Source organism: Cytophagia bacterium CHB2 (genome assembly GCA_030263535.1).
Lineage (GTDB): Bacteria > Zhuqueibacterota > Zhuqueibacteria > Zhuqueibacterales > Zhuqueibacteraceae > Coneutiohabitans.
Map to the genome: position 1 here is coordinate 1 of SZPB01000137.1, position 14,987 is coordinate 14,987.

Here is a 14,987-nt window from a genome sequence, read left to right on the forward strand (position 1 = left end):
CAATCTCATCGCCGTGCGCGTTTACGACGATATGCTGGCCGGCGGCATCCTCGATGGTGATGTGGGTATTTATTATCAACCGGATGAAATCCACATACTCTCCTCGCTCGCGGGTGAATGGAAGTTGAAAATGGGCGATGATCTGCGTTGGGCGGACAGCGATTTTGACGACGCCGGCTGGCAGAAGGTCGACGCGCCTGTGATGTGGGACAGCTTTGGCTACAAAGACTACGACGGTGTGGGATGGTATCGCAAACGATTCACGGTTCCGCAAAACGCCCGCAGTGAAAAGTTGATTTTGTTTTTGGGAAAAATCGACGATGTTGATGAAGTTTATTTGAATGGCAAAAAACTGGGGCGCACCGGCCCCTGGCCCAATGATATCAGAGACTTTGAAAATTATGGCAATCACTATCAAGAGTATCGCGCCTACTTCATTCCTGCCAATCAATTGCAGCTCGACGGTGAAAACGTCCTGGCCGTGCGGGTTTTCGATGGCCTGGTGCACGGCGGCATTTGGGACGGGCCTCTGGGCCTGGTCTCGCAGCGTGACTACCGGAGCTGGGAGCGGCGCAACTCTTCACAAGCCGATTTCTTCAAGTGGATTTGGGGCAAATAAAAAGCGAGTTTGCCGCCCAGTGGGTGCTTCATTTAGAAATCCTCAAGTTACCTGCCTTCTCTTGTCTTTACAATTTTTGACATTTCTTGACCTTCTTCTGACAACACGAAAACCAGCGTTGCGTATCTTGAGCCGTAATGTTCAAGCGAAGCATGCCGTTGGAATTCACACGGCAACGTTGCTTGTAATAAGTAATCAATCTCGGTTTTTCAAAACTCTTACACGAAAGGAGCCTCTCATGTTACGCAACGTTATGATCATCCTCCTGCTGAGCGCATTTGCGCTGGCCGCCCAAACGCCAACCTATTCGGAACGCAAATTGAAACTGGCTGAGCGCGGCCACCTGGCCAATTTGCAATCCGACAACGAGGCGTTGCGCAACAGCACGATCTTTCGCATCATGCAGCTCAAGGTCTGCGCACCGCATTACGATTTCACCAAAATCATCGCGGCCTTGCAGGAAACCAGCCAGAAAGATCCTTCGTTCAAAAACCGGCTCTATGCCTTTACGGCTTGCACCATCTTGAGCGACAAGGCGCTGGTTACCATACCGGTTCCGCCGCAATCGGAGGAGGGCAAGGAAGAATACTTCGCTTCTCTACACCATTTGTTAATGGAAAAGACGCTGCTGACTCAAGCGGAATAACGGCAGAGGTGTACAAATGTGTTTGAGCATTCTTGCAATGTGAGGTGGCGCAAATCCAGGCGGCTGTTTGCGTCACCTCACGATTTAGGCCCGGCGCTGTTAGGATCGACGATTAAATAACTTTCCTAATCTCGAACCGCGAATAGACGCGAATCATCGCGAATTAAAAGACATTAGCGAACATTCGCGTTGATTAGCGGTTTAAAGAAAATGAGTGAGTTATTTAAATGGCAATCCTTAGCTGATTTGAGCTTGTCAAAAAGCCAGGGTAAGCGCGCAAAAAAATCTCATTGCAATTCTTCGAAAACCTGATAGTTTGGGAACAGTAAACAGCCTTATCAAGAAATTCTGTTCCTGTGATCGATCGCCGAACTTCTTTCTCACACGCCCTCGTGATTACCGGTCCGACCGCCGCCGGCAAAACCGAGGTCGCGCTGGAATTAGCGCGGCATGTTCCCGCCGAAATCATATCTGCTGACTCTCGCCAAGTCTACCGCGACATGGACATCGGCACGGCCAAGCCCACCCCAGAACAACTCCGGCAGGCGCCTCATCATTTCATCGACATTCGCAACCCGGATGAAATTTATACGGCCGGTGAATACGGCCGCGCGGCGCGCCGCGTTGTGCTGGACATTCTAAATGCCGGCAAGCTGCCGCTGATCGTGGGCGGCTCGGGTTTTTATTTGCAGGCCTTGCTGGAAGGTTTCTCGGCTGCGCTGCCTTCTGATTTGAGCGTGCGCGCCCACCTCAAGCATCGCCTGCAAAACGAAGGCAGCAGCGCATTACACGCCGAATTGAAGCAGATTGATCCGCAGGCCGCCGCCCGCCTGCACATTAACGATGCCCATCGCATCGTGCGCGCGCTGGAAGTTTATCAAATCTCCGGCCTCAGCCTTAGCGCCTTGCAGCAACAAAAGGCGGAGCCTGCGCCGTTTGCGTATCTCGTTTTTTGTTTGACAATGGATCGCGCCAGGCTTTATCAGCGCATCAATCGGCGCGTCGAGCAGATGCTGGAAGCAGGTTTGCTGGATGAATGCCGGCGCTTGCACGCGCTCGGTTTTTCGCGTGATTTGAATGCTTTACAAACGGTGGGCTACCAGGAGTGCTTTCAATTTCTTGCCGGAGAAATCTCCTTCGAAACGATGAAAGAATTGATTCAGCGCCACACGCGGCAATACGCCAAGCGGCAATTGACGTGGTTTCGCAAGATGGCGCATTGTGAGTGGATTACGATAGAGGAAGATCAAACAGCAACAGCATTGGCGTTTGAAATTACACAGAGGATGAATATTCGCCGAAACGCAAAATCGTTTCCAGAAAAAAGATCAACAAAGTAAGTCGTCAAATACCCTGCGCTGAACGAAGCAAGCAAAAATGCTGCAAAAGCTCAACGCCTTGCACAGTTTGCTGTAACCGTGCAGGGGGTCAAGTGAGATCGTACCGGCATTAACCCTCCGCGCGCTTGCGCGTTGTCCAGCGTTTTGCAAAGTCTTTCGAACGGATTCTCATCGCCCGGCTCGGCGCACCTTTGTCACTCTTAACGGGCTGCCGCAATCGCGTCAGATTGGGCTGCGGCTCAGCAGAGCCAGAATGCGGCTCTGTTTTTCCCTCGCCCTCATCGCCTTCTCCGGCCACATGAGCTTCCGCCGCCGAATTTTCTTCTGCTGCTCTTGCTTTTTGCAGTTCTAATTGCGCCAAGCGAGCAGCTTCTTCGTCTTTCTCCATGCAGCATTTCTTATACTTTTTGCCGCTGCCACATGGGCAAGGATCGTTTCGTCCGGTTTTCAAGATGTCTCTCCCTTCTCAAGTGAATATCCACGTTGGTTCTTCCTGGCCCGGGATGATTGCAGAAATAAAACATTCGCCTGCACTGCTGCTTGCCCGTCTGATCTGTCGATCCGCAACATGGGATTGGCGCCCTTCGACAAGCTCAGGGTACGGCTTCGACAGGCTCAAGGCGCGGCTTTCCCACGTTTTAGCACAGTCTGCAAACTCCCGGACGCAGACCTGAATTACTGTGAAAAAATGTTCAGCACTTGTTTGCAAAACTAGTGCATTTTCTGTACATTTCAAAGTCAATTTTTGGATGAAAAACTACAATTGCATCTTTAGGACTGAATTTCATTATGCCAAATTCTAGCACAGTTTCGACCTCAACCTCACAAAAAAAACCGCATGTCATTCGCCGGATGTATGATTGGGTTTTGCATTGGGCACACACGCCCTATGGCACGCCTGCGCTTGCCGGTCTCTCACTGGCCGAGTCGTCATTTTTTCCAATTCCCCCGGATCCACTTCTTATGGCGCTTGCCATGTCTCGCCCGGAACGCAGCATGTGGTACGCTGCTGTGTGCTCAGCCTGCTCGGTGATTGGCGGCATGTTGGGCTATCTGATCGGCTGGCAACTCTGGCATCTCGTGAGTGATTTCTTTTTTGCGAATATTCCAGGCTTCACGCATGAGGTTTTCAATCTTGTTGCGCAGAAGTATAACGATAATGCCTTTCTTGCCATCTTTACGGCGGCGTTTACGCCTATTCCCTACAAAGTTTTTACCATTGCCGGCGGCGTCTTCACAATCAACTTTGCCGAATTCGTTGCTGCTTCGATTGTGGGACGGTCGATGCGATTCTTTCTGGTGGCGGGCCTGATTCGCGTCTTTGGCGCTGCCATCAAGGAAAAAATCGACCGTTACTTCGATTGGTTCGCGCTGGGGTTTACCGTGTTGTTGATCTTGGGTTTCGTCGTTATCAAATATGCTTTATGACGCATTCAGTCGCGGCATTGCGCCGCGGCTTTCTCTTCTTCCAGATATACCGCGCTATTCTTTCTCAAAATTTTGCACTCACGCCGATGCTCGGCAAAAACGGAAACAGCGGCACTTCATCCCGCTCTGCCGGATTCTTGTCGAAATCCCACACATAATAAAAAATGTTCTTGCGATTGTACAGGTTGACGATATTCAACGACAAATCCATTTGCCAAGCCTTGAAGAAATAATGGCGCGTGAAACTGAGGTCGAGGCGATGATAATCCGGATAACGTACGCCGTTGACTCTATCAAAAATGATGCGCCGATCGCGCGGTTCGCCTAACACATCGTACTCAAAACTGCCGCTGGCTTGCGTATACGGGAACCCCGTTCCGAGCTTGAACAAAATACCCACCTCCCACTTGCGACTGAGATTGTAACTCGCCACAACATTCAACGCATGGCGGCGATCCCAGGACGGCGGGTAGCGCGTGAAAAGATCGTTGATGGTTTGCCCGACTTTATAGACATACGCCAGCGAATAGGATAACCAGCCATTCAAACGGCCGAGCGGCTTTTTCAACAGCATCTCGAAACCATAGGCCTCGCCGTCGGCCTTGCGGAAAACGTTGAGAATGGTGAAATCGAGCTCTTGCGTGAAAGACGAACGCGTTTCGCGAAAGGCGAGCAAGTTGTGCAGCGTTTTATAGTAACCTTCCACGGTCAGATTCAAACCGGAGCTTGCCAGTTCTGTTTCGTAACCTACGATATAATGTTTGGAATGGCCGGGATCGAGCGTCTTGTCGAATGAAAACCAAAAATCGATGAACGAAGGATTCAACTCATCTTGCACGGTGGAGATATACTGATTGAACCATCCCCACGAAGCCGAAACCGCAGAGTTGTCGCCGAGACGATAGCGCGCGGACAGGCGCGGTTCCAGCCGCAGTTCTGTGGTCGCTTTATTAAAATAACTCAAGCGCACGCCGGGTTGCACGGTCAAACGCGTGGCCGGCCGCCACAAATCCTGCAAATAAGCCGCCGCGTAAAACGGCTCTTGTTTGATGCCGCCAAGACTGCGATTATCGAACTCGTTACGGTATTCGAAGCTCAGTTTTTTGGCTTCAAAGCCGAATTTGATTTCGTGTTGATTGGTGAGGAAATACGTGAGATCACCTTTGAAGGTATGATCGAGGATTTCATTCAACCCGAACGCGCCGCCGTCACCGCCGATGCCGAATTTGGTGTCAAAGCGGCTGCTGGCCACCATGAAATTCGAAAACAATTGATGGTTGAACAAATGGCGCCAATTCAATGCAAACGTACGATTCCCCCAATTTGCCACGAGCGTGAGATCTTCCCAATCCAGCGCATCGCGGCCGAGGTACATGCTGAAAGACACGCGATCGCGAGGCGACAAATCTTGAAACACGTGTCCTTGTACATCATAAAAATAGTAGGGCAACTCGAAATCCGTAATGCCGGCGCTGCGCGCGGCATTCAACACTTGATCGATGTACGTGCGGCGCAGCGCCAACAGCCAGGCGCCTTTGTTAATTGGCCCTTCGAGCGTGGCCTGTGAACTCAGCAAACTGATGGCCGCCGAACCGGCAAATTTTTGGCTGTTGCCTTCGCGGCTCGTGAGGCGCAACACCGAGGACAAACGGCCGCCATACTCCGCCGGAAAGCCGCCTTTCATGAGATTCGCGTCTTTAAGGGCATCGGTAATGAAATTAGAAAACAAACCGCCGATGTGCGAGGGATTGTAAACCGTGATGCCGTCAAGCGTGATGAGGTTTTGATCCGTGTTTCCGCCGCGCACAGCCAGCGCCGTGCTATAATCGGAGGTGCCGGTCACCCCGGGCAAAAATTGCAACGCGCGAAACACGTCGGTTTCAACCACGCGCGGCAGGCTTTGAATGCTGCGTACACTGACGTTGAGCTGGGCAATGCGAAGATCGCGTTGCGCGGCTTCCTGATCCGCAGTCACCGTAACGCCGCCGGCTTCAATCGGCTGGACTGCGAGCAGGAAATTTTTGACAACTTTCTCCCGCGCCGCAAAACTGATTTTCTCGCGCTGCTTTTTGTAGCCAATGTAGTTGATCGTCACCTCATACGTTCCCGGCGGAATGCCGTTCACGACAAAGTAGCCTTCGACGTTCGTTGCCGCCCCCAGGTTGGCTCCCGAAACCATAACATTCGCGCCAATCAACGCCTCCCGGCTGTCGGCATCTCTCACAAATCCGCTTAAGAAAGCATGGTTTTGAGCAAAGGCATCGCCAAGCAGCAAGAACGAACTCAATAAGAAGTGCAAAACAATTTGGCGAGGGCGGCTGACTGTTGGTGTAATTCGCATAGTTGACAAACGTGTGATCAATTTATGCCGCGGTAGCGCAAGCGGCGCGCGGCAAAATACTCATAATTTGAAATTGTTTTCACGAAAGCGGCGCAGCAAAAGCGCCACGTCATCACGCTCTGCCGCTTCGCGCAGCGCCGTTTGCTCGGGCGTCTCCTGCGCAAGCGTGGACGTTTCCAAAACTTCCGCCGGCATCTCTTGAATGAACCGCGAGGGTTGCAGTTCCAGCATTTCTTTATACCGCGTCTTTTTGGTGGAATAGCTGAGCGCAAGCTCGCGTTGCGCGCGCGTAATGGCGACATAACACAAACGGCGTTCCTCTTCAATCGTCCCGCTTTCCAGCGCGCGATTGCTGGGAAACTGGCCGTCATTCATGCCGAACAGAAATACATAAGGAAACTCCAGGCCTTTGGCAGAGTGCATCGTCAGGAAAATCGCGCGATCGACTTTCTCGTTGAGATAATCGCTGTCCGAAATCAAGCTCACGCGATCGAGAAATCCCGTAAGCGAAGGGTCATCGCTATTCTGCTCGAACCGCTTCAGGCTGTCGATAAACTCGCGCACGTTGATGACTTTCGCTTCGCGCGATTTAACCTCGGCCGTGGTCTCTTCCAGCGCCTTGATATACTCCACTTCTTTCACCAATTCTTCCGTAACGACGCTGAGCTTTTCATGTCGGAAACGGTTGCGATACTTCTCGATGAGATGAACGAAGCTGGTAATCGCATGCAGCGCGGCCGGCCGGATGTCTTCCAACTGCTGGGCGTCATAAAACGCGCGGAAGAGGTTGCGATTGGTTTTCTGGCAATGTTCATGCAGCTTCAACAACGTCGTTGCGCCCACGCCGCGCCGGGGAAATTCCAAGGCGCGCTTGAGGCTCAACTCGTCATCCGGGTTGCGCATCATCTTCAAATAGGCGATGAGCGTGCGAATCTCGGGCCGTTCGTAAAACGAGGAGCCGCCGATGAGTTGATAGGGCAAATTGGCGTTGCGCGCGGCTTCTTCAAGCGGCCGTAATTGAAAGTTGGTGCGCACCAACACGGCAAAATCGCTGAATCGGATTTTGGGATCGAGCAATTTTTTGGTCGTGATGGCGCTCATAACTTGTTCGGCTTCGTCGTTTTCGTTTTCCGCCTTGAGAATTTTGATCAACTGGCCGCCATTCCGCGCCGACCACAATTCTTTCGCCTTGCGGCGGAGATTGTTTTTGATCACTGTATTGGCGGCGTGCAAGATTATCTGCGTCGAGCGGTAATTTTGTTCGAGCTTGATCACGCGCGCGCCCGCAAAGTGCTGTTCGAATTGCAGAATGATCTCGGGATTGGCTCCGCGCCACGAATAGATTGCTTGATCGTCGTCGCCCACCACGCAAAGATTGCGATGCCCGCCCAGCAACAACGAGATAAAACGATATTGCAGGGAATTGGTATCTTGATACTCATCAACCATGAGGTAGCGGAATTGTTCCTGATAAAACCGCCGAATGTCAGGATGATTTTCAAGTAAATGCGTAGCGAGCAGCAGAATGTCATCAAAGTCAACAGCGTTGCAATTGCGCGTGCGCTGCAAATAATGTTCGTACAAATCGCCAAACAGCATTTCTTCGGGATTCGATTGTTGCGCAAACTTGTCCGGCGGTTCGGCGTTGTTTTTTGCGGAGGAAATGCGTCCGAGCAAGGCGAAGGCGTTATGGCCGGCAAAATCCAATGCGCGTTCTTTCACAATTTCACGCACCAGCGCGAGCTGATCGTGTTGATCATAAATCACAAAATTTTTGCGGTAGCCGAGGTGTTGCGCTTGTTGCCGCAAAATGCGGACACCCAGCGCGTGAAACGTGGAGATTGTGGCTTTTTGCGCCGGCGCGCCGGCCAGTCGCCGCAGACGTTCCTGCATTTCCTGCGCGGCTTTATTGGTGAAAGTGACCGCCAGCAACTGCTGCGCCGGCACTCTCTTGTGAAGCAGCAAATAAGCCAGGCGATATGTAATCACACGCGTCTTGCCGGAGCCGGCGCCGGCCAAAATGAGCAGAGGACCTTCGGTGTGTTGCACAGCTTGACGTTGCGGGGGATTCAGATGGTTGAGATCGAGCATGCGTGCCAAAATTCGTAAGCCGTCGTCGGTAGCCCGGCCGTGATCGATGATCATCGCCACACAGCCGGTTGTTCTAATATTGCATCTGCGCTTGTCGTTTTAGAAAATGGCACGCAAGATAGAAAGCCGGGACTAAACATTCAACAAATTTCTTGACTTGCCTTCCCGAATTGTTTATTTTCATCACGCTAGATGCAATGCCTGTACGATCTTCAATCCGCCTTGCCGCAAAATTCACCAAATGAAGGTAAAGTAGGCTCCAAAGCTTGATGCTCCTGCACATGACAATCCCGACGCAGACTCGGGGCCCGTTTCATTCTTGCCTGTTTGTTAAGAATTGAGTGTCACACATTCCATGCGGATTTATTTTTCTAAACTCTCCGCATATGCTGCATATGCGCGCATACCGGACGCGCGCCGAGGTGTTTGTTATGCTGCCTGGTCAAAATTCTCGTGTTTGAAAATTTGGTTTATTGTTCTGCTGTTGGCCGGTTGCAGCGACCGCCAGCATGTGAATCCGCTTGATCCAGAAAATCCTGAAACGGGAGGCCGACCCACCGGGCTTTCGGTTGTTTCGATCCTCGACACAATCGAAGTGCGCTGGGATGCCTTGCGCTTGCGCGATCTCAGCGGTTACCGCCTCTATCGCAAACGCGCGACTGATTCGGACTTCTTGCGCATTGCCGATCTTGGCCCGCGGCAAAACCGCTTTCTCGATACCGACGCAAGTTATGGCGTGGCCCACAGCTATCGCCTCACGGCGCGCGTGAATGATTTCGAATCTCCGCCCTCTGCCACTGCGACGGTAACACCCGGACCAACATTGACCTGGGTGGCAGATTTCGATGATCGCAGCATCGTGAAATTATCGCACGACGGGCAGCACGTGATTACGCGCACGCTGCTTTTTCTCCCGGCGTTCCGCATCACGGTGGATCCGCAGCGCGGCTCGGTCTGGGCGCTGCTGACCGATCGCCCGAGCTTGACCAGCGGAGAGTTGGCGCGTTTTGATTTGAACGGCAATCCCTTGGGGCGCTTCGGCGATTTCGCTGGCATCGTTGATTTTGCGCTGGATGCAAGTGATGGCAGCATTTGGGTGGCAGACAGCTTGGGCAAAGGCCTCCTGCGCTTTGATCACGAAGGCCGGCAAATCGCGCAGCGCAAAAATGTTCATCAACTCGCGGCGCTTGCTTACAACAAGTTCACCAACGAATTGTGGGCGTTAACGGCGCTCAATGGCCGGCTGCTAAGAATCGCCAGCCAGCCCGTGGTCGATACCCTGTCGATCACGACACAAAATCTCATCTCCGGCAAACCTCGCGCAATTGATTTTGATCAGAATACCGGCGCCGCGTGGATCGCGCTGGGCGATAGCGTCATTTGCGTCGACCGCGAGGGCAACAACCGTTTCAAAGCAAATGCCTCGTTTCGTTTCGCCTCGCGCGTTGCCGTCGATCAGCTCACCGGCGCGTGCTGGGTGATTGATGAATCGTTGAATTTCTTTCGGGACAGCCGTGTGCTCAAGTTCGGCGCGGCGGGTGAGATGTTGTTTGAAGTGAATGGCTTTGACCGGCCGCAAGCGCTGTCAGTAAGCTCGTTTGACTCGTCATGCTATATTGCTGATACGCTGCGCGGCCGCACGGTGATCATCTCAAAAACGGGCGCGGTGTTGCCGGGTTACAATGATTTGATCAGCCCGTTCGATATTGAGGTTGTTGCGTTCTCTCGTTAAATGATTTTCGCGAAATTTTGCTTTGTTTTTGAGTAAAATTGGTTATATTGCGGCTCAACCCACAGCGAGAACGCCTACCCTTAGCTATAAACGCCAACCTTGGCAGGTCTTAATGCAAGACGGTTTCAACGTTCCCTGGCGCGGCAGTGCACCACGTCAAGAAGCCGGGAAGGCGAGCGATCAACCTGCTGCTGGCTTACCGCGAAAAAACTTATCGTGAGTTTATATTGAAGGAGGATTGTGCATGAATGGCTTCGAGGTAATGCGCGTGGACAACGGCGAAGTCAGCGTGCTTCGCATCAAAGGTTTTCTAGACGCGCATACCGCTTCCGATCTCGAGCGCGAAATTCAAAAGCTGCTTGATCAAAAACGCTACAAGATCGTGGTGAATTTCAAGGAATTGACCTACATCAGCAGCGCCGGTCTGGGCGTGTTTATGGGGTTCATCGAAGAAGTGCGTGACAACAAAGGCGACATCAAACTTACCAACATGACGCCCAAGATCTTCCGCGTCTTTGATCTGCTCGGGTTTCCCACGCTTTATGAAATTCGCGACGACGAACAACACGCGCTCCAAAGTTTTACGAACCAAAAATGACGCACGCCGTGAAAAAACAGCTCACGAAGAATAAATATCACCTTCGTATTCCGAGCCAGACCGAGAATCTCGAGATCATCCGCGAGTTCGTCTCACGCGTCGCTCGCAAAGTCGGCTTTCCGGAAGAGGATGCCAACAAAATCGAGCTGGCGGTGGATGAAGCCTGCACCAACGTGATCGAACACGCCTACAGCGGCGACGCCAAAAAGATTATCGACATCGTGATCCAGGTCGATTATCCCGGCCAAAAAATGAGCGTGATCATCACCGATCAAGGCCGGGGGTTTGATCCCAGCAAGCTGCGCGCGCCCGACATGAAACGATATATGCAGGAAATGCGTGTGGGCGGCCTCGGCGTCTACCTCATGCAATCGTTGATGGACGAGATCAACTTCGAACTCAAACCCGGCCCCAAGAATCAAGTGAAGTTGGTCAAGTACTTCATGAATAATCAAAAACAGCAATAATTTCTTACCCACGCCGCACAGTCACTAGTAGCGCGTTTGAGGCCGTTGCGCCTCTTTCGAATTCGAGGGCGGGATAGATTCGGGCAACTCTCCGATCGCAACTTTTCTAGTGACGCGTATGATTGCGGCCAAACCTTTTATGACTTGTGATGATGGAACATGCCTAGCAAAAAACCGAATATGCCGCCGCGCGCGCCGATTTCGACCGGATTGACGCGCGGTGATGCGCCGATGGAAGTCCGCCAGCGCCCTTATGCACAGCGAACCACCAACCACGGCCGCGCCTCCACCCGGCCGCAACGTACCTCCAACAATTACCAGCATAAACAACGCCACCCCGGCCATCGCACCGGCACCAATCGCCAACTTTCCCGGGAATTGGATGAACGTCTGGTCGAGCTGCAAGCATTGTTTGATGTCTCTAAAACCCTGAACTCCTCCCTGCACCTCAAAAACATCCTCGACACGTTGCTGTTGACGCCGATGGGAAAAATGATGGTCGGCAAGGGCTTGGTCTTGCTGGCGCGCGGGGAAAAACGTTTTGTGATTGAAACGGTCAAGGGCTTGCAACAAACCCACATCGGCCGCGAGATCATGATCGACCTGCACGAACCGAGCATTCTCACGCTCAACGATGAAGACGGCGGCGGCGCCTGGAGCGCATTCCTGTATAAGCTCGGCCTGCAACTCGTTGTGCCGATCATCGCGAATTACAAATGCCTGGGCTTGATGGTCTTTGGCCGCAAACAAAATGGCTTAGATTTCACGCCCGGCGAGCTGGAGTACCTGAATTCGCTGGCGAATCTCGCGGCAACCGCGGTTGAGAACGGCATGGTGTTTCAAGAGTTGCGCGATGTTAACCGCAAACTCGACAAAAAAATTCAAGAGCTTAATACCCTGTTCGACATCGGCAAGGAACTCAATTCGACGTTTGAAAGCGACAAAATCGCGAGTGTGCTGGCCTATGCGCTGATGGGCGAATTGATGGTGCAACGCTGCGGCATCTTTGTGGAAGATGGCGAGCGCCTGGATTTGCAGGTGAACAAGGGCCTGCTGCAAAACCCGGTTTTCGAGAATGCCGATTTTCTTGCCTGGCTGCGCAAGCTCAAAGAGCCCTATTTTGTCAAAAAGTCAAAGCTTGATCTCGCGCCGCAAGAACCGGAATGGTCGGAACAGCTAGCCGCCGCGGGCGGCGTGTTGCTCATCCCGATCATCAGCCAGGACGTTGTGCGTGGCGCGCTGCTGCTCGGCGAAAAAATCACCAAAGGTGATTTCGTGCAGGAGGAAATCGAGTTTGCCTCGACGCTGGCCAACACGGCGATGATTTCACTTGAAAATGCGCGGCTCTTCAAAGTGACCCTCGAAAAACAGCGCCTAGAAGAGGAGCTTGCGATCGCGCGTGAAATTCAGCAACGGTTGCTACCCAAAGCCGCGCCCAAGCTTGCCGGCTACGAACTCGCTGCCATTAACATTCCCACGCATCAAGTTGGCGGCGATTACTTCGATTATTTTCCCATTGATGGCAATCGTTACCTTCTCACCGTTGCCGACGTCTCCGGCAAGGGCATTCCTGCCGCGATTATCATGTCCAATCTGCAAGCCACGCTGCACGCGTTGATGACGGCAGAAGTGCCCATCGATCAAATCGTGGCGCGCATTAACAACTCCGTCTATGCCAACACCACGGCGGATAAGTTCATCACCTGCTTCATTGCCGTGCTGGACGTGACAAACAATTCGTTGACCTACGTCAACGCCGGGCATAACCATCCCTACCTATTCAATGCCAAGAACTCCGCGCAAGAGCAACCAACGTTCCGCTTGCTGGATAAGGGCGGGCTTTTGCTCGGCATGTTTCCGGGCGCGCGCTATGAATCCGAGACTGTCACGTTGCAGGACGGCGATTGGGTGGTGATGTACACCGACGGCGTGAGCGAGGCGAAAAATTCCGAAGATGAAGAATTCTCCGAAAAGCGCATCGAAGCCACGATTTACAGCCGCCTCGCCGAGCAAAACGTTTCAGCCGCGGCCATGATTGATGCGATCACCAACGAGGTAAAACGCTTCACCTCCGGCGAAATGCAAAGCGACGACATCACCTTGCTGGCAATTCATTATAATCAGCCGAGTGCGGCTTGATTTCGAACCACGCGAAGCTTGCCGGCACGATCACGGCCGGCCAGGCTGCGCTCACATGTTGATCAATAACTAACAGACACATCCTCTTCGCTAGTCCTCATTTTGTCATGTCTGATATTCTCATCGTTGATGACGAAAAAGCGATTCGACAGCTTCTCAGCGAAGTTTTGACCAAAGACGGGCATCGCGTGGAAAGCGCGCCGGACGGCGACGCCGCGCTCGAAAAGATCGTCGCAGATAATTTCGATTTGGTCATCACCGACCTGCACATGCAAGATGTCGATGGCATCTCCGTCTTGCGCTCCAGCAAAAGCAAGAATCCCTACACCGAAGTATTGATCCTCACCGGCCATGGCACGGTTTCGTCCGCGGTCGAAGCCATGCGGCTCGGCGCCTACGAATATCTTACCAAGCCGATTGACATGCGCGAGTTTCGCATGAAAGCGCGGCAAGCGCTGGAACGGCGGGCTATGCGTTTGCAAATCGAGGCGCAACGCCGCGAGATTCAACGCCACCAGGAGATGATTGCGCGCGATTTGAAACTGGCGGAGCAAGTGCAGCACAGCCTGGTGCCGCGGCCGCTGCAAAACGAGTTTCTCGATGTTGCCGTGCGTTACCTGCCGATGATCGGCGTCGGCGGCGATTTCGCCGACATTTATTACGACAATCCGCAGCAAATCACGCTCACCCTGGTCGATGTCACCGGACACGGCATTACCGCCGCGCTGTTGGTGAACCGCATGGCCAGCGAAATCCGCCGGCTCGTGCGCGAGCAACATGAGCCTCGCATCATGCTGCATCATTTCAACGATTTTGTGTGCGAATCGTTTGCCGGCACCGGCATGTTTCTCACCATGTTCATCTGCAAACTCGATTTCACGCGCCAAACGCTCACCTATGCCGGCAGCGCGCATCCGGCAGCCATCATCTGGCGCAATCGCCCGGGCAAATTCGAAAAGCTCGAATCGCAGAATCCCATCGTCGGGTTCGATCAAGCGCCCGAGGAACGTTTTCGGCAGCAGGTGACAAATATCGCTACGGGCGACAAACTGTTGATGTACACCGATGGCATCATCGAAGCGGAGAATGCAAACAACGAAGCCCTGGGCCTGCGCGGCATGTTGAATTTTTGCCAACCGGCGCTCGACATGCCCGCCAACGACATTGCCGATCGCATCATCACCGGTTTGGAACAATGGTCCGGTGGCCCGAGGCGGGATGATGTGTATTTGTTGGTGGCAAGTGTGCATTAGATCTGCGGGCCAAAAATTTGGGCCGAGGAGCATTGACGTGGTTGCGCGCACCTTGCCAGACACCAACGCATAACTTGAAAAAGTTTGTGTATCGCCATGTCCTTTTCAACCAAACTTTCCATCGTATCGCAAACCGATTTTTCTACCCTGAAACTCAAAGCCCGCGGCAAAGTGCGCGACATTTACGATCTCGGCGAGCATTTGCTGTTGGTCGCGACCGATCGCCTCTCCGCTTTCGATGTGATTCTGCCGCAGGGTATTCCGCACAAAGGCCGCGTGCTCACGCAAATTTCGGCATTTTGGTTTCAGCAGATGTCCGATATCATTCCGCAT

Annotated in this window: 12 protein-coding genes and 1 pseudogene; 10 read left to right on the plus strand and 3 right to left on the minus strand. The window is 52.8% G+C overall.

The annotated features are described in order from the left end of the window. The 3 genes from FBQ85_14480 to miaA all read left to right on the plus strand — a co-directional run. A partial coding sequence (locus tag FBQ85_14480) for a glycoside hydrolase (GenBank protein ID MDL1876362.1) occupies positions 1-619 on the plus strand: 619 nt, incomplete at its 5' end. A gap of 238 nt (positions 620-857) precedes the next feature. After that, positions 858-1,265: a hypothetical protein gene (locus FBQ85_14485; protein MDL1876363.1), complete on the plus strand. Its 408-nt coding sequence runs from the start codon at positions 858-860 to the stop codon at positions 1,263-1,265. A 356-nt stretch (positions 1,266-1,621) separates the two neighbouring features. Next, positions 1,622-2,605 (plus strand): tRNA (adenosine(37)-N6)-dimethylallyltransferase MiaA, encoded by a 984-nt coding sequence (gene miaA, locus FBQ85_14490; GenBank protein MDL1876364.1) that lies wholly within the window; start codon positions 1,622-1,624, stop codon positions 2,603-2,605. 379 nt (positions 2,606-2,984) lie between these two features. Here the strand turns inward: miaA and FBQ85_14495 are convergent. Beyond that, positions 2,985-3,059, minus strand: a pseudogene (locus FBQ85_14495) (zinc chelation protein SecC). Between the two features lie 335 nt (positions 3,060-3,394). Here FBQ85_14495 and FBQ85_14500 point away from each other — a divergent pair. Beyond that, complete coding sequence (locus FBQ85_14500) at positions 3,395-4,033, plus strand: DedA family protein (GenBank protein MDL1876365.1); 639 nt, start codon at positions 3,395-3,397, stop codon at positions 4,031-4,033. A gap of 64 nt (positions 4,034-4,097) precedes the next feature. On the opposite strand, the gene FBQ85_14505 is transcribed toward FBQ85_14500, so the two are convergent. Both FBQ85_14505 and FBQ85_14510 read right to left on the minus strand, forming a co-directional pair. Next, positions 4,098-6,374 carry a TonB-dependent receptor gene (locus FBQ85_14505; protein ID MDL1876366.1) on the minus strand — a complete coding sequence of 759 codons (2,277 nt, stop codon included), beginning with the start codon at positions 6,372-6,374 and terminating at the stop codon, positions 4,098-4,100. A 60-nt stretch (positions 6,375-6,434) separates the two neighbouring features. After that, the gene (locus FBQ85_14510) at positions 6,435-8,519 is read right to left on the minus strand and encodes a DNA helicase UvrD (GenBank protein ID MDL1876367.1); all 2,085 of its coding nucleotides are present in this window, start codon (positions 8,517-8,519) and stop codon (positions 6,435-6,437) included. Positions 8,520-8,922: 403 nt separating this feature from the next. Between FBQ85_14510 and FBQ85_14515 the strand changes: the two genes are divergently transcribed. The 6 genes from FBQ85_14515 to FBQ85_14540 form a co-directional block, all read left to right on the plus strand. Further along, the gene (locus FBQ85_14515; protein ID MDL1876368.1) at positions 8,923-10,197 is read left to right on the plus strand and encodes a hypothetical protein; all 1,275 of its coding nucleotides are present in this window, start codon (positions 8,923-8,925) and stop codon (positions 10,195-10,197) included. A gap of 244 nt (positions 10,198-10,441) precedes the next feature. Continuing rightward, entirely contained in the window at positions 10,442-10,795 is a 354-nt protein-coding gene (locus FBQ85_14520; GenBank protein MDL1876369.1) for an STAS domain-containing protein, read from the plus strand. Further along, the gene (locus FBQ85_14525) at positions 10,792-11,262 is read left to right on the plus strand and encodes an ATP-binding protein (GenBank protein ID MDL1876370.1); all 471 of its coding nucleotides are present in this window, start codon (positions 10,792-10,794) and stop codon (positions 11,260-11,262) included. Before FBQ85_14520 ends, FBQ85_14525 begins: the two co-directional genes overlap by 4 nt. 159 nt (positions 11,263-11,421) lie before the next feature. Continuing rightward, on the plus strand, positions 11,422-13,401 hold the full coding sequence (locus FBQ85_14530) for a hypothetical protein (GenBank protein ID MDL1876371.1): 1,980 nt from the start codon (positions 11,422-11,424) through the stop codon (positions 13,399-13,401). 107 nt (positions 13,402-13,508) lie between these two features. After that, on the plus strand, positions 13,509-14,654 hold the full coding sequence (locus FBQ85_14535; GenBank protein ID MDL1876372.1) for a response regulator: 1,146 nt from the start codon (positions 13,509-13,511) through the stop codon (positions 14,652-14,654). A 96-nt stretch (positions 14,655-14,750) separates the two neighbouring features. Next, a partial coding sequence (locus tag FBQ85_14540; GenBank protein ID MDL1876373.1) for a phosphoribosylaminoimidazolesuccinocarboxamide synthase occupies positions 14,751-14,987 on the plus strand: 237 nt, incomplete at its 3' end.